Genomic DNA, 16,818 nt, shown 5'->3' on the forward strand with positions numbered 1-16,818 from the left:
CTAGGAGGCTGACCGAGAATAGCGTCCGAGCATAAAATTCAGTAGAACGAGTCAGCTTTTTCACTGAATTTGTGCGAATAGTTGACCTATTTAAGCAAATTCAGTGGAAAAGATGGCCGTTCTTTCTGGATTTTAGGCCGGGCTGTCTATTCTCGGTCAGCCTCCTAGGAATGAGGCACAGCAAAACTTATGTTTTTAGGCTGGCTGTCGAGACATAACAGCAGAGACTCTGATGAAAGGAACCCTGATGAAAAGGATCACTCTGGTACTGGCCAGCCTCTGCGTCCTGCTCATTTCGCCACTGACTCAGGCCAGAACTCAGACTGCCGGAGCCCAACAAGAGGCAGCCCTGAATTTTTATTTTCAGAAAGATCCTGAGGCCAAGGGGTATGCCGTTACACTGCCACTCATGCTCGGGAATGCTTCATCCAGGGCTCAATCCATGGAAATGAATGAGTTTCCGGCCTTCACAGTGGCGATACAACAGGGTATGCAGGGGTTGGATATTCTTTTCTTCGATAAACTGTCCGGCAAGCTACTGACCAAAATGCGCTATCCGATGGTCCATCGTCTACAGAACACCTTTCAGACCCAGGGCTTCACCGGGTTGCAATACATCCATCATCCGAATGGTTCTGTTCTGCAGTTTATCGGTATGGTGAGGTAGGACGCAGAAAACTGCGTCCTGATCTGAATCAATCGAGCTTCAGAGCTGATTGAATAGACTTCCAGGGAATGTATTTAAAGTTTTGAGGACTGGATGGCATATGATTTCTGCCATCCTGAACCACCAGCATACCTTCAGAGAAAACGCCTCCAAAGTTGGCACTACTGACATCCAAACCATCGGTTTCAGACGCTCCATCAATCCCTTTGGCAGCATTCAAACCCACACGGAATGAACCTCGGTAGGCATAAGGTTTTTCTGTATCGAAAACCGCATAACTGTCATTACCCTGACTGGACACTACCAGGTAAGACTGTTGTTCCTGTGAGTAGACGGCCATCCCTTCGACATCGTCTACCAGCTGCCCACCGATTTTCGCTACAGGCTCCAACTTGACGCCATCATTATCGTTAGCTCCAATCACCCAGACACCCGCCCCTTCCTCACCCACAAACAACTGCTGAGTCGCTTCGTTGGCAACACACCCTTCCGGCTGACTGTCAACTTTGAAGGTACGAACTTTGGTTCCAGAAATACGCATACCACGGACTTTAAGTTGGTATTGTTGATACGTACCATCCTTATCATTGACGAAAACATCAATACGTCCTGGCTCAGGCTGATACATACAAAGACCATAAATCTCTGGCAGATCGGTTTTCACCCGGCCTGACTCTGTTAAGCGACCTGTTGTACGATCAATGCTGTACACTGCAATACTGTTATCCGTACGGTTACTGGCCGTTGCAATATCTACCGTTTTTCTACCCAGCTCGAAGCCATAACGAACATCCACATTATTCAAACGGCCCGTAGAGAAAGATTGCCGCTCCTTGCCCTCAAGATCATAAACAAACAATCCCTGCTTTTTATTGGTTCCCAAAACAAGGCTCTGGCTGGCATTCTCAGGGTTAACCCAGATGGCCGGATCGTCAGCCACGTCACCAAAGCGGCCCATAGCCGGTGTCTGTACTTCGGGCAGAATGGTGATCAGCTCACTGTCTTCAGGTGCGGCTGATGCTTTCCAATCCACATCCGCCGCCAGATACTGATCGGTTTCATCATCAAACAGACCAACACGCAGCGTTGAATCCGATGCCCGGATTACCCCGACAGACTCGGGCGTCTGTGCACCTGCCACTTTGAGTGCAAAAGCTTCTTCAACGGTATCCCCTTCAACCTTATAACCACTGAGGGTGGCCGTATCAGGATCGACAACCATGACACCACCGGGAAAGGCAGAAATGCCGGCTACGCTTTCAGCACTTGAACCGTGAGGCTGTACCAGATGAATCACCTGACGACCCAGAGCGGCTTCAGGATGAGCACCGTACTTCCAGACACCGATACCTTCTTCAGAGATATAGAGAGCATTTGTCGTATCATCAACACTGCAGTCACTGCTTAATGGCGGCAGAGTCAGTTCACGCACTTCTCTTGAGAGAGGAGTTTGAGTCTCCCCGTCAATGACCAGCCACTGCTGACCTGCCCCTCTGCCATTGAGCATAAACAGGTAGACATGTTGCTGAGTGTCCCGGTAGAGACAGATACCATCAATATCAAAGGTGGGTGATGGTAAGCTCGCCACTGACTTGAGAGTGCCCTCTTGTGTATTCACGGCTACTAACATCGGACGGTTAGTTTCCTTGTTAACACTGGCAGCCAGCAACACTGACTGCCCCTTTATCACGACGTTTTGTCGTATATCCAGCAGTTCATTACTGCCTTTGATCTGGCTGCGGACCCTGCCATCTTCATCCAGTAACAAGAGCCCCTTACTTTCACTGGTCACCAGCCAGAAAGGCTGATCTTCACTCCCCAAAGGAATGACCGTTTCGCCCGACAGCCCTTCAGTATTCTGAATGGCATGGGTCTTTAGCTCAGGCTCACTGTTGCAGCCAGTTAAAGTGGCCATCATGGCAACCAGGCCAACAGTAAACGACAAATATTTTATTGTTTTTATCATCATCAGATATTTTTAGCTTCTAGCTGTCTATTCCCACAGAGGGCCCACCTGCTGGTATTTCCCCTGTCATTGTTTTCTACCTGTGAACCAAGCGTTAACTACCATAAAGGCTCCGTTCATCCTGAGCCTGTCGAAGGATGCAGGCGAACGGTATGGTTTATAACGCTTGGCTGCACTAGAAATTACTCAGAGTGACACCCAGCTTCCACGCAGTGCCGTACTCTTCATATTGAGCGTTGTATTTCTCTTTGCCGGTATACTTATAGAAAGCAGCATCGGTCAGATTCACGGCCTGGAAGAAAATATTCAACTCATCAGTCAGCTGGTAGCTGGCAGAGAAATCCACCTGAGTATAATCATCGACATACAGATCAAAACGTTTGTCAGATACTTTGGTGATCTCATCAAGATAACTGGATTTATAATGGGTAGACAGCCTGAGACTCAGACGATCCAGTTCATAACCCAGAATCAGGTTGGCCGTTACATCGGATTGCCCGGGCAAAGCCACATCACGCGTTACCAGGGTATTGCCCTTGGCGCCTTTTACCTCGGCTTCAGAATCTGCAAAGGTGGCGTTGGCATTGACCAACAGTCCATTAAAGGGATAAGGCAGCTCGGAGAACTGCTTGGAATAAGCCAGCTCCATTCCATAGACATGACCACTGTCGCCATTCTGGGCTATCTTCGCTTCACTGAAATTCTCAAACGTGCCCGGGGTACCGGCCAGATCGGTGTTGTAGATAAAGTTTTCCAGATCCTTGTAGAAAACAAAGGCAGAAATAACACCGGCCCTGCCCATGTAATGCTCAATACCCAGATCAAGGTTACTGGATTCAACAGGCTTCAGGTTTGGATTTCCTATCTCAGCCTTGTCATCGTCAAGCAGCAAACCGGGACGAGCCTGCTCAAAGGTGGGCCTTACGACAGAGTGCGTCCAGGCAGCACGAATCAGTGTGTTGTCGTCAATACGATAACGCCCATGCAAAGCGGGCAGCCAGTGGCCATAGTCCTTATTAACCTTACGTTTTGTGGCAACCTCAGAATCCTTATCAAACTGATAACCGGAAGCCTTAAAGTCTGTGCCTTCATAACGAACACCGGTCATGAAGCGCCACTTTTCAATATCCACTTTACCCATCAGATAAGCAGCATTAATGTCTTCCTGCAGGGTGTAGTCATTCACAATCGACTTTTCCAGGTCCTTCTCTTTTGTTCCAGCCGATCCTAATGCTGCTTTTACTGCGGACGGATTGACTTCAGGCCCGAATCGACCCAGAGCATAGTCCACAGAACCTTTTACATAGTTGGCCATATCCGTATCAGGGAAATCTTCATATTTCCATACATCTTCATGGGCCTCTTTGTCCCTTCGACTGATCTTGCCACCGAACTTGACCATGGCCGGGTTGTTATTCCAGTCAAAGTCGCGGGAAATATCCAGCTTGAAGTTATAGAGTTTATCTGTCGTTTTGGAATCAGAAACTTCGGCTTCCTTGAATTCATAGTTGGACGCCTGATAGAAGCCATCGACAGCAGTAATCTTTGGTTTTTTAGTATCAGAAAAACTGCCTGCAACATTAGAGGAAGATTCAAAAGCCGATTCCACCGCATTCGGCTTTTTCTCTTCCGCATGGCTGTAACTGGCACTGTAATCGATGGTCCAGGCATCGTTTCGGCTGGTGCCACCGAATACGGTTGACACAATTTTCTGAATTTCTTTCCGGTCTTTTAGCTCACGTTTGGGTTCTTTTATTTCACCACTTTCACCCGCTGCTACCGGGCTATCAAACTCAGCAGTTACTGAATTTCTTAATTCAGTGTCTTTGAACTCGCTGTAGAGTGTGCGCAGATATAGCTCATTATCGCGATTCAACTTGTAGTCAAAGTTAAGAGTGGCCCCCAGACGCTCGCGGGTAATTTGATAATCTCTCAGTTCGACCTCTTCCAGCTTGGCAGTGCCATCATCTTCAAAAGCCCACTTGCCACCGGTTTCAACATTATCAGAACCAAACTTACGCTTCTGCCAGCTGACACCGGCTGCAACCCCAAGATTGTCTGTTCCATCTCCAACACTGAAGACATCACTGACAGTGCCCGCGAGTTTGGGGCTGGTATCACCGGTATTGTCGTCTTTTGAACCTTCAGCGTTCAGCTTGTAGAAGAAGCCGTCACGGTCATAAGCTGAAAGACTTTTGATATTGACGCTGCCACCAATGGAATCGGCATCCATATCAGGTGTCACACTTTTAGTCACTTCCAGAGATTCGAGAAGATCTGAGGACACCACATCCAGGTTAACCGAGCGGTCATCCTTATCGGGAGAAGGTACAGTGACGCCATTAATGGTGACTGAGTTAAGATCGGGAGACAGTCCGCGAACGCTGACTTTTCGTCCTTCCCCCTGATCCAGCTCAACAGAAACACCGGGAATTCTACGCAAAGACTCAGCAGCATTAGCATCCGGCAATTGACCAATAGCGTCAGCATTCACCACCGTGATGATATTGTCTGCAGCACGCTGACGATTCAGAGCGCGGTTAATGTTAGACGCCTGCCCAACCACCAACACCTGCTCGGTCTTGTCAGAAGAAGCCAGAACAAAAGCTTCGTTGCTGACCTGATCGTCAGTCACTACCACTGTTTTGGTCTGGGTTTCTGCACCGAGGTATTTAATGGTGAGGGTATAGGTACCTGCTTTTACCGGAGGGAAATCAAAGCGGCCATCCCGGGCAGTAGTGGTTTCAAGGTTCAGTTCTTCAATACGAACCAGAGCTCCTTGCAGACCCACATTGCCCTTTTCGACTTTGTAACTTCCTTCTACCCGGCCATCAGCCTGAATAGTGGTGACTGCACACACCGATGCAATGGCAATAGCCAGAACAGCGGGTTTGAAACGTTTTTGATGATTCCTTTGCCTTGCAGCCTGGGTGTTTTTTCCCGATTGCATGATGTTCCCCTGATTCCTGCGAGCTTTTGTTGTTATTAAATTGTTATTAAATTGTTATTAAATTGTTATTAAATTGTTATTAAATTGTTATTAAATTGTTATTAAATAGTGGTTTGAAAATCCTTTTCTGGCTTGCCCACATCTTGTGAGCTTTCACCAAAATCTGGAGAAAAATTTAAGCGGAAAAATTTGCAGATTTATGACAGAGCAACAGGGTTGCCCTGAAAATGACAGATGATGAGCATGAAAAAACAGATTTTGAGCTAAATTGACTGGTAACGACATTCAGGTCAATCTAAATGTGTTTCACTGCACTCTTTGTGAAATCCCCTTCAAAATATTCACTCCTAGCGCATAGGTATACGCTGCACTTGGTAAATATCGTATCTCTGTATTATTAATATTTTTCTCTCTCATCACTGTCCTGGTGGTCACTAGCCCACTTGGCAAGTTATGCTGTTTGACAAAAGAGATTAACCCTTTCAACATTCTTGTGTCAGAGCAAGGTAAATCAGACCACTTCACCTCAACACACCAGTATGGCTTTTGGGTCGCAAGATTTAACCAGACAATATCAACTTCACCGCTATTCCAACGCGCATAGTGTAAATTTTCAATATTCTCATTATGTACCCACTGACTGAATATCGCTGTTTCTGTCAAAGCCCCCATGGCATCATGATCTGAAGTTACCGGACCAAACAAGGCTGCCCTCATTGAAGGATTCGTTAGATAGACCTTGAATGTGGTGGCTCTTTTGAATTTTTTAGCCGAGATATCAACGCGATGAACAATTTTAATTAGAAACGCAGCCTCAAGATACTCTATATACTTTTTAATTGTATTTTTTGAAACACCTGAAGACTTGGAAAGAGACTCCAGTGTTATCTCATTACCAGTGTTATAAGCAATAGTATTAAAAAGCTTATTGAGCTCCTGAACATCATTAATTCCGTAAAGACTGGGAAGATCACGCAAGAGAACCTTATCGATTATGTCGCTTTTTATATACCTTGAACTCTCAGCTTGCACAAGAGGAGAAAAGACAGCCTCAGGATAACCTCCAAAATTAAGATAATTAACGAATTCATCATTCAACTTATTAATGTCTTTAGCACACCAATAACCATCGCCATCGTTTTCCTCAAATGTAATAAGTTCATCAGCCCTTCCAATGAATGAAATGTATTCAGCAAAAGTGAGAGGTGGCAAGAGAAACTCAGTAAACCTTCCAGCTCCTGACTCACGACTCTTCAGCTTTAATGCAGCTGCAGCAGAACCTGTTGCCACAAACTTATACGAAGGATATGAATCTACCAGAGATTTCAAATGAACTTCCCAGCCGGGTAGATACTGTATTTCATCAAAAATAATAATGAGTTCACTATCTCTGCTGTGGGAAAATTCCTCTTTAAAAAAATTAATAATTTTTTCAAGTGAGAGCCCTGTATACATGGGTGTTTCAAGAGAAACATAAAGTATATTTCTTGAATCAACCCCTTCATCAAGCAGCCTGTCAACCGTTTGAAAAACCATAACTGTTTTGCCTACACGTCTTGATCCCATCAAAACAGCAGCTCGGTTTATAGATGACTCTCTGACAAGATTGTAAAAAGGCTCAAAATAAAATCGTCTGGGGAAACTCTTGTACCTTCCTTCAACCTCCTGAGAGTCCCACCAAGGGTTATCAAAGTAAAAGCGGGTCATTATTTCTTTTTCTGAAATCGTAATCATAGAGCCACCAAAATCAACACTTTGATCTTAATCATAGAAAAAAACAAACTAAAGCCAACAGATTGATCTTATATTTCACGTTTTTAAAAAAATCATGGCTACCCCTGAGCTGAAATGACCCATCGGAGCTTTTGTCATCAATTTTTCATCATTACGTCATTTAATGGTATTCGTTCACATGGATGCAGGATGTCTGATGAATAACGCAAAACAATTACTGGCGCTGCATAAATACAAGATTCTGGTGATTCTGCTTATCACCAATGTCCAGATAGTGCTTAACCTGGCTGCCGGAGAAATCAAATTACAACAGGATGTCGACTGGCTGGATATTTTTGGTGAAGGGGGCGCCGTAATGCTGTCCACCTGCTGGATTGCTCTGGTACTTTGCAGTCGCCCCCCGGGCCCTGTCACCCATCTGCTGGTAGCGGGTCTGAGCTGTTTTTTCATTGCCAGCTTCCAGGATTTTCTTGATGAAATCATAAGACTGCCAGAAGGCACTCAGTGGGCATCATGGATTGAGGCGGCCCCTATGCCAGCGGGTATGATTCTGCTGACTTTAGGGTTATACCACTGGCATAAAGAACAGATCAGCCTGAATCAACAGTTACAAAAACGCGAGCGACTGTTTCGCGACCATCGTCATTACGATCCGGTTACTTGTCTATCCAGTGCCGTTTATTTAAAACAACAGCTGGCCAGAGAGTTGAAATCAGGTCCGGAACAACTGCAAGCCACCTCCATAATTCTGCTGGATATCGACCACTTTCATCACATCAATCATCAACACGGCCACCATGAAGGCGATCGACTACTGCTGGAAATCTCGGAATTGCTGACCCTGAACCTGAGGCGTTGTGATCTGATCTGCCGGTTTGCCGGTGACCGGTTTGCCATTTTATTACCACAAACCGGAGAGAGTCTGGCTAACCTGATCGCAGATCAGCTACAGCAGAGCTGTGAGCACTTTGCTTTCAAAACGCTCACAGGCGAAACGCTCTATCACACGATCAGCTCAGGCGTAGTCACCGCTCTGGAATCTTCTGCTGAAACGCTTCTGGAAAGGGCCAACAAGGCTCTGCTGAAAGCCAAGGAAGAAGCGACGCTGCACCAGAACAACAACAGACAGCCGATTCAGGCTGCATAGGAGCATGGATGACCACTCATGACTCAACAGAGCTGCGATGGCTGGAAAACGACAGTCGTTTTATTGTTGCCCACCAGCAGCCCGCAACATTAATGGACATTCTCGGCAGTCGGGGTATTGAAAAAAACAGACTGCTTCGGCACACGGGAATTTTTTACGAGGATGTTATTCAAGGTCATCTGGCAATAGCACCCTCCCAGTTTCTGAAATTGATTGAAAACAGTGAATACTTATACACAGGCAGCGATCTGTCTTTTGTTTTTGGTCATCGAATCTTTCCGGGCAATTATGGTTCGGTCACTGATGCCTTGCTACAGTCGGCTAATCTCAATCAAGCACTGGATATTGCCTGTCTGTGCCACTCTTTGATTTCTCCCTTAATCACGCCACATAAAGTGGTTGATAAAGACTATTGCCATATCTATTTTTACGACACTGCTGGCTCCGGTAAAAACCAGCGGTTCATGCTTGAAACCATGATGACGGCATTCAGTCACCTCGGTCGCTGGAACAATACTCAAAAAGCCCCATGGCAGTTCAGCTTTAACTACCCAAAGCCGGAGCACATTGAACAGTACCAGGTCAATCTTGGCTCCCACCTCTCCTTCGATGCCCAGTTCTGTGTCATGCAACTCCCTGTGGATTACTTATTCGAGAAGTGGAAAGACGACTCCACCGCCTATACCGTAGCCAGACAACAGTGTCAGGTGACCGTAGCGCAGCAACCCAATAGTTTTCTGTATGCTGTCATTCAGTACCTTCACGAACACATCAGGCAATCAACTTCCCTTGAGTCAACCGCTTCCCATTTTCACATGAGCCCTGCAACGTTCAAACGCAAGCTGAAAAAACACGGTGCACGCTTCCAGAACCTTCAGGATCAAATCAGAAAACAGATTGCGCTCTACCTGTTTCAACACAAAAGCTACAACAATGAGCAGGTTGCCGAGTACCTGAATTTCAATGACATCAACAATTTCAGACGATCTTTCAAGCGCTGGACGGGTATGACTCCCAGCCTGTTTCGCAGCGACTGCATTTGACTATGAATCAGGTTCAGGATCACCTCAAATCCAGGAGGCTGACCGAGAATAGCGTCCGAGCATAAAATTCAGTAGAACGAGTCAGCTTTTTCACTGAATTTGTGCGAATAGTTGACCTATTTAAGCAAATTCAGTGGAAAAGATGACCGTTCTTTCTGGATTTTAGGCCGGACTGTCTATTCTCGGACAGGCTCCTAGGAGGCTGACCGAGAATAGCGTCCGAGCATAAAATTCAGTAGAACGAGTCAGCTTTTTCACTGGATTTGTGCGAATAGTTGACCTATTTAAGCAAATCCAGTGGAAAAGATGGCCGTTCTTTCTGGATTTTAGGCCGGACTGTCTATTCTCGGTCAGCCTCCTAGGGCCCAAGATTCAACTCTCCCTGTTCTTGCACAGGCCTCGATAACCGGTCAACTCTCGAACATTCATTGTCAATATGCTCCTGCATACTCACATCATCACAACCTTGATGATGGAACGCGCATAACGGACAATTAATCTGGCAATGAACGGTCGTCCAGTGATTTATCATGGATTCTTCCGAATTCAGTGGCACCGCTGCCACCTGAACCTGCTGCACGTTATTCACCAGCATAAGAAGAAAAGATGGCCCGGCATGACCCTGACAGATACTACAACTGTAAGACTGTATATGGGTTGTCAGATGGGTTTGCAGGGTTTGCAGATTATTAAAAGACACAGAACAAAAACAACAGCTGTACTGCAAATGGCTGTTCATGTGCGAAGCAGAGGGCTGGATATTCGCCAGCTGATTCATAGGACAAACCGATATCGGACACCCGGCCTGCCCCTTATGAGAGGACTCAAAGTGAGCAGTATTGTCATTTTCTGCCGTCAAAACAGTCCCACAGCCAGGAAAAATACAAAAGGCATAACAGTGCGATAACAGAGCACTCAACAGTTCTTGTAAAGGAAGAAATAACGCTATGGGCTGGCTGCAATGCTGGCAGATCTGATTGATTCTTGCCCGACACCGCTGCTGCAGGTGCTCCGTATAAAGGTGCACCATGAACCCCGGCTGGTCGAGTTCCATTGGCTCATGATCGACTGGACAGAGCTGACAACTAACCCTGGGCCTTCTGCTCTTGCCACAGCATGGACATTTAACAGGGGAAACTCCAAATCCCCGATAGCAGTCTTCACAAAGCCCTCTGTCACAGCAGGAATATTGCCAACAAACCCTTTTGTCCTGACAATGCCAGCACAAAATTGGATCCTTTTTGTCCTCTGGCTCAGCCCGGTTTTCATCTTCGTTATTATCCTTACGATCCTCTCCCCCAGCCGCAACAACCCCACTTGTAGAAGACTCCTCCTCTTCCAGATCATCATCCTCATCGGCAGGAGTGCTCCTTCCGTTGGGAGGTGTCCCCTCATCACTGCTGCTGCGACTAATCACTCCACCCCATTGCATGATTCCAGGCAATCCGCTGTAGAGTGATATAAGGCTTTTGCCCAAAACCGGCTCAAAAAATACATCCTGTGAGCTCAAGCCATTCACCTGGAACTTGTTCATCATCAGAGCGGGGTTAATGGGAGCGTAGGCATCCAATAAAGGATTCAGAAAAAACAGTAGCAGAGCTTCATGACGGAAAGGGATACCCGGTTGTTCATCCATAGAAGCTTGAAGAGCACCCCACCCGATCAGCAGAAACAGGGGTAAGAACATTAATACCCTGAAAACTCTTCGTACCATGGAAATCGAACCGTTTTAATGAATCAATAGTTATAGCTGCTGGTTTTAACTCTGCCAATACAAAGCGCTACAAACATCTTATGCACAAAAAGATAATCTCAGTTAAACTCCCGTGGTATTTCTCAGGAGTCTGTCTAGGAGGCTTTGAGCTTGAAGACTGACAAACTCCCTGTATAAAAGCGCTGCCATTCAGATGATTTGAATGACTGCACGCACCCTGGCGGCAATTTTCGCTGAGTACTGTTTTCTTACGGGAGGTCCTTCCGGACTTTACCGGGTAGCAGCGAAAGTCTTTCCATTCTAAGTTGAGCTGTTCACAGCCGTTAATTGAGAACCTGAGGCAAGCATGAAGCTTTCCACATTTGGCACGAAATTTACCCGTCATTCCGGCATACTCCAGCTTATGGATGATCTGGGCCATGCACTGGCCGGTGGTCAGGATATGATCATGATGGGAGGAGGTAATCCTGCCCATATTCCTGAAGTGGAAGAGACTTTTCGTCAACGCCTTCAAAAGATCGTCGACAGTCCATCCGAATTCACGCGCCTCACCGGCACTTATGACCCACCTCAGGGTGAGAAAGAATTTGTTCATGAAATGGCCCGATTTCTGAACCGTCAGTTTGGCTGGAAACTGGGGCCTGAAAACATTGCCCTGACCAATGGCAGTCAGGCCGCCTTTTTCATGCTCTTCAATATGTTTGCCGGTGACTATGATGATGGCAGCCACAAGCGTATTCAGTTGCCATTAGCACCCGAATATATTGGTTACGGTGACGCGGGTCTGAGTGATGATTTCTTTCTGGCCAACAAGCCTGAAATCGAAATCATTAATGACCACATGTTCAAGTACCATGTTGATTTCGGCAGTCTGAAAGTCGATAAGCGTACCGGTGCGCTGTGTGCCTCCCGTCCGACCAATCCAACCGGCAATGTTCTGACCGACCTGGAAGTCAGCCGACTGGATGAAATGGCCCGGGAACATGATATCCCCCTGATCATTGACGGTGCCTATGGCACCCCATTCCCCAACTTGATCTTCAGTGATGCCAATCCGGACTGGAATGAGAACACCATTCTTTGCCTCAGCCTGTCCAAGCTGGGCCTGCCCGCTGCCAGAACCGGTATCGTCATTGCTAATGAACAGGTAATCAGAGCTCTTTCGGGTATTAATGCCATCATGAACCTGGCACCCAACAGCTTTGGCAGCCTCATCGTGCTGGATATGATCCGGGACGATAGCATCATTGATCTCAGCAAGAATGTGATCCGCCCCTACTATCAGGACAAGGCTGAATTTGCCGTTGCTTCATTGCGAAAACATTTCAGTGGGGTCAACTGGAAGGTTCACAAACCGGAAGGTGCCATGTTCCTCTGGCTCTGGTTTGAAGGGTTGCCCATCAGCAGCCAGGAGCTCTACGAGCGATTGAAGAAGCGCAATGTTCTGGTGGTGTCCGGTCACTATTTCTTCCCGGGAATCGATGATCACTGGGAACACAAACATGAGTGTCTGAGAATGACTTACACTCGTGATAATGAAACCGTTGAGCGCGGCATTGCCATTATTGCCGAAGAAGTGCGAAAGGCTTATCAGCAAGCCTGAGGGCTGCTGTAGTTATACAGCCAGTTCCTCAACCCTGTTCAGGCTCTGATTTTTACGGAGCCTGAACAGGGTTTTTAGACGACAGATTACATTCAGATAAAAAAGCTGGGAAAAACACCCGCTCAGCGATCCCCCCCCCTGAACAGTTTCAACAAAAATTGGATGATATATACGACTTTTGTCCTTTTTAAGATTGAGAAAAAGAAAGAGTACGAGAAATATTCAGTCCCGGCTTGCATTCCATCCATTCAAATCTACATTAGAAGCTAGTTCATTACGTATTTACCCTGACCACCTATTGAGGCATCAAGAGTAAATACGGCTCTTTCGACCAACATGTAAATTCATATCTTCTTTTGCTATTCCAGGTTGAATAAAATCCCGTCTATGGCCCCACACATACAACAGTGGAGCCTCAGGTACTGTGTTATGTACAAAAACCTTTTTCTACCCTGCTGCTGTCGAGCCCTGATTCTGGCACTGATGATGGTGACTGGCAGCTTTGCTGAAAACTCGACGCCCATCCCCATCAAGGACAACCAACTGGTACCCCTGGAACAAATTATCAGTCAGATACGGAAAAAGTACGGACACGTTGTCTTTCAGGCTGCACGTCTGACCGAAGAAGACAAACGTCTGGTAAGAGTGATTGACTTTAAAGAGAGCAGTAATAACAACCAGAGAGCCGTTGTAGATGCCCTGTCAGGAAAAATAATTGAAGTCGCTCAATTACAGATTCCCATATCACTGGAGAAAACCCTCGAAAAAGTCAGAAGCAAACATCATGTGGCTGCGATTCTCAAAACCCGGATAGATCAGCGTAATGGCCAAACGGTTCGGATCATCGACTTTATAGACAAGAAGCATAAGCGCTGGAATACGACGCTTGATGCCTATACAGGCATGATCGTAGATGAATATTCATACACAATGACCCCCCAAGGCAAGCTTGTTAGCCTGGACCAAGTCATTACAAAAGCAAGACAAACACACAAGAATATGGTGATTCTAAAAACCGGACTGGCTCATTGGAAAAACCAGCAGGTTCGGGAAGTTTATTATCTTGACGAAAGTCGTCAAAAGAAAAGGCTAATGGTAAACGCCACCAACGGTGATGTCATTGAAGACCGCTCCTATCCATCGCCATTTTAAAAATCCGACAACCCGTATTGCAAACTTTGAGTACTTTCTGGACAAGAAAGCGGAGTACCCATCCAATATTTAATTAATATCAAAACCTTAATGTCAGTACTCACTGATGCCGAGGACCGCTACCTACTATGATCAGCGGCAGTAAACGTAATTCTACGTAGTGCTATCCCGTTTTCGCGCATATACCCTAGGAGGCTGACCGAGAATAGCGTCCGAGCATAAAATTCAGTAGAACGAGGCCATTTTTTCGAGGTATTTGTGCGAATAGTGGGCCTATTCAATCAAATTCATCGGAAAAAGGGGCCGTTCTTTCTGGATTTTAGGCCGGGCTGTTTATTCTCGGTCAGGCTCCTAGGAGGCTGACCGAGAATAGCGTCCGAGCATAAAATTCAGTAGAACGAGTCAGCTTTTTCACTGAATTTGTGCGAATAGTGGACCTATTTAAGCAAATCCAGTGGAAAAGATGGCCGTTCTTTCTGGATTTTAGGCCGGACTGTCTATTCTCGGTCAGCCTCCTAGAGCCTGTCGGAGTCGAGTGCAGCCGTGCATCTGTACGTCTGGAACACCCGTGGAATGTGCGACAAATGTTCATAACAGAGTCATTAACCCTACATTCCGTGTTCCAGCCCTGCAGATGATAAAAGCCCGTTGCACAATCCAGCTTGCTGAGAATAAAGCTACTTCTCCATAGAAAGACCTGGTTCTATTTTTTTGTCTGCCACTGTATTACCTGGCAAGTCTGGACAGTGAGGCATGAGCTATGGATGATGGTCGGTTCGAAAGAGTATGCAAAGTGTCAGGAGCCTAACCTCATCTCTTATCGTGATGTGACCAGACACCCAGTATTGCTCGATCAGCCATGATTCAAAAAACAGCCCTGCAGCCTCTTTGCCTGCAGGACACATAGACTGGCAGACGGTTTCAATGCAACCCGCCAGAAATGCCGCTCAGTCCTATCATCCAAGGATGAATGACTGATCTATTGCGTCATGTCCATAGCAAACAGCCATGCGCCAAACGAAAAGCAAGAGTAAAACGATGGATTTCAGACTGCCCAATCACTCCTTCCTGAAACTGCTGGATTTCGCTGCAGAAGATATTTCTGCTCTGCTGGATTTGTCTGCTCAACTGAAGCAGGCCAAGCAAAACGGAAATGAACCCCGTTTTCTTCAGGGTCGCAACATCGCGTTGATTTTTGAAAAAGCGTCCACTCGCACCCGCTGTGCTTTTGAAGTAGCCAGTTTTGATCAGGGTGCCAATGTGACGTATATCTCCGGTGGGTCTCAGATGGGCAGTAAAGAGTCTGTTAAAGATACGGCCAGAGTTCTGGGCAGAATGTACGATGGTATCGAATTTCGTGGCCACTCTCAGCAGCATGTAGAAGAACTGGCTGAATATTCTGGCGTTCCCGTTTGGAATGGCCTGACGGATGAATGGCACCCGACTCAGGTTCTGGCAGATTTTCTGACCATGTTGGAACATGGCAACAACCGCCCTCTGAATGAATTCAAGCTTTGCTATGTTGGCGACGGCCGAAATAATGTTGCCCATTCGCTGCTGGTGGGTTGTGCCAAAATGGGCGTTGATTTCAGAATTGCCGCCCCGGAAGGTTACACCCCAACGCCAGAATTACTGGCGCTCTGCCAGCCACTAGCAGAAAAGTCCGGTGCAAAAATCACGGTCACCCAGTCTGTTGAAGAGGCTGTAGCCGGCTGTGACTTTATTTACACCGATGTCTGGGTCTCTATGGGAGAGCCTATAGAAGCCTGGGACGAGCGGGTTCGCCTCATGAAACCTTACCAGGTGAATACCTCCATGCTGGAAAAAACGGGCAATCAAAACGTTCGTTTTCTGCACTGTCTGCCTGCTTTTCATAACGATGAAACAAGCATTGGACAGGAGATTGCCAGCAAATACGACATGTCCGGACTGGAAGTCACTGAAGACGTTTTTGAGTCAAAACACTCCATCGTTTTTGATCAGGCAGAAAACCGCATGCATACCATCAAGGCCGTAATGGTTGCCACTCTGGGAGGCTGACCGAGAATAGCGTCCGAGCATAAAATTCAGTAGAACGAGTCAGCTTTTTCACTGGATTTGTGCGAATAGTGGACCTATTTAAGCAAATTCAGTGGAAAAGATGGCCGTTCTTTCTGGATTTTAGGCCGGGCTGTCTATTCTCGGTCAGCCTCCCAGGAGGCAAGCGTTAATTACCATGCAGACCCCGTTCATCCTGAGCCTGCTGGTCATGCACTTCGACAGGCTCAGTGCGAACGGTACGGGGTATAACGCCAAGTTGCACCAGGGAACAAGACGAAGTAATTGCTCTCAACTTTTATAATCAGGGCATCGGGAACACGCCCCTGATTATCAACGAAATAAACGAGCAGGGTCTGAGGATTTTGTTCGATCAAGGTCAAAGAAAAACAAACTTGACAAAGTCTGGACGCTGACAAGTCTGGAATTGTCTACTATTGAGTAAATTTTGCATTGCATCCGGGTTGCTGGCTGAACTATAGCGCTAACTTATCAGGGCTATCATCCAGAATAATCAGCAACCCGGTCTTACCTGATCGTCTGTCCCTCAATCTTATAGGCGACAGGTAACAGATGACTAACCGAAGGCTTGTTGACCCGAGCCCGAATGGTTCTGAAACGTCCATCCTCTATGGAGATGGGCCTGTGTTTTAGGCCAGAAAGATTGTGATCAGTAACGGCTGACAACATTTTTCGATGAATCTGCATAAGCCAAGCTTCATTGGGTACAGGTACATCGAAAAATCCGTACCGTTTTGATCCCTTCTTCGGTCAATCGTTTCGTTTTTTCAGTTCCCAAGCAGTA

10 protein-coding genes are annotated in these 16,818 nt (G+C 46.6%); 6 read left to right on the forward strand and 4 right to left on the reverse strand.

Annotated features, from left to right (window positions below):
• Positions 1–247: 247 nt before the first annotated feature.
• Entirely contained in the window at positions 248–667 is a 420-nt protein-coding gene (locus tag GZ78_RS15030; RefSeq protein ID WP_152558755.1) for a hypothetical protein, read from the forward strand.
• Positions 668–695: 28 nt separating this feature from the next.
• Here GZ78_RS15030 and GZ78_RS15035 read toward each other — a convergent pair whose 3' ends face one another.
• The 3 genes from GZ78_RS15035 to GZ78_RS15045 all read right to left on the reverse strand — a co-directional run bounded on the left by GZ78_RS15035 (position 696) and on the right by GZ78_RS15045 (position 7,317).
• Positions 696–2,636 (reverse strand): phytase, encoded by a 1,941-nt coding sequence (locus GZ78_RS15035; protein WP_034837587.1) that lies wholly within the window; start codon positions 2,634–2,636, stop codon positions 696–698.
• Between the two features lie 172 nt (positions 2,637–2,808).
• Positions 2,809–5,583 (reverse strand): TonB-dependent receptor, encoded by a 2,775-nt coding sequence (locus GZ78_RS15040; protein WP_081869878.1) that lies wholly within the window; start codon positions 5,581–5,583, stop codon positions 2,809–2,811.
• Between the two features lie 306 nt (positions 5,584–5,889).
• The gene (locus GZ78_RS15045) at positions 5,890–7,317 is read right to left on the reverse strand and encodes an ATP-binding protein (RefSeq protein WP_034837589.1); all 1,428 of its coding nucleotides are present in this window, start codon (positions 7,315–7,317) and stop codon (positions 5,890–5,892) included.
• Between the two features lie 196 nt (positions 7,318–7,513).
• On the opposite strand from GZ78_RS15045, the gene GZ78_RS15050 reads away from it, so the two are divergent.
• Together GZ78_RS15050 and GZ78_RS15055 are read left to right on the forward strand one after the other, a co-directional pair.
• Positions 7,514–8,464, forward strand: a complete 951-nt coding sequence (locus GZ78_RS15050; RefSeq protein ID WP_051786215.1) for a GGDEF domain-containing protein — start codon at positions 7,514–7,516, stop codon at positions 8,462–8,464.
• An 8-nt stretch (positions 8,465–8,472) separates the two neighbouring features.
• Positions 8,473–9,507 (forward strand): AraC family transcriptional regulator, encoded by a 1,035-nt coding sequence (locus tag GZ78_RS15055; protein WP_034837592.1) that lies wholly within the window; start codon positions 8,473–8,475, stop codon positions 9,505–9,507.
• A gap of 358 nt (positions 9,508–9,865) precedes the next feature.
• Here GZ78_RS15055 and GZ78_RS15060 read toward each other — a convergent pair whose 3' ends face one another.
• A complete protein-coding gene (locus GZ78_RS15060; protein ID WP_034837593.1) occupies positions 9,866–11,194 on the reverse strand; it encodes a hypothetical protein in 1,329 nt (442 codons plus the stop codon).
• A gap of 373 nt (positions 11,195–11,567) precedes the next feature.
• Between GZ78_RS15060 and GZ78_RS15065 the strand changes: the two genes are divergently transcribed.
• The 3 genes from GZ78_RS15065 (at position 11,568) to argF (ending at position 16,016) form a co-directional block, all read left to right on the forward strand.
• Positions 11,568–12,824 carry a valine--pyruvate transaminase gene (locus tag GZ78_RS15065; protein ID WP_034837596.1) on the forward strand — a complete coding sequence of 419 codons (1,257 nt, stop codon included), beginning with the start codon at positions 11,568–11,570 and terminating at the stop codon, positions 12,822–12,824.
• 429 nt (positions 12,825–13,253) lie between these two features.
• Positions 13,254–13,976 (forward strand): PepSY domain-containing protein, encoded by a 723-nt coding sequence (locus GZ78_RS15070; RefSeq protein ID WP_034837597.1) that lies wholly within the window; start codon positions 13,254–13,256, stop codon positions 13,974–13,976.
• A 1,008-nt stretch (positions 13,977–14,984) separates the two neighbouring features.
• Positions 14,985–16,016, forward strand: coding sequence for an ornithine carbamoyltransferase (gene argF, locus GZ78_RS15075; RefSeq protein ID WP_456236231.1), 1,032 nt, complete (start codon positions 14,985–14,987; stop codon positions 16,014–16,016).
• The last annotated feature ends 802 nt before the right edge of the window (positions 16,017–16,818 follow it).

Source organism: Endozoicomonas numazuensis, from assembly GCF_000722635.1.
Lineage (GTDB): Bacteria > Pseudomonadota > Gammaproteobacteria > Pseudomonadales > Endozoicomonadaceae > Endozoicomonas_A > Endozoicomonas_A numazuensis.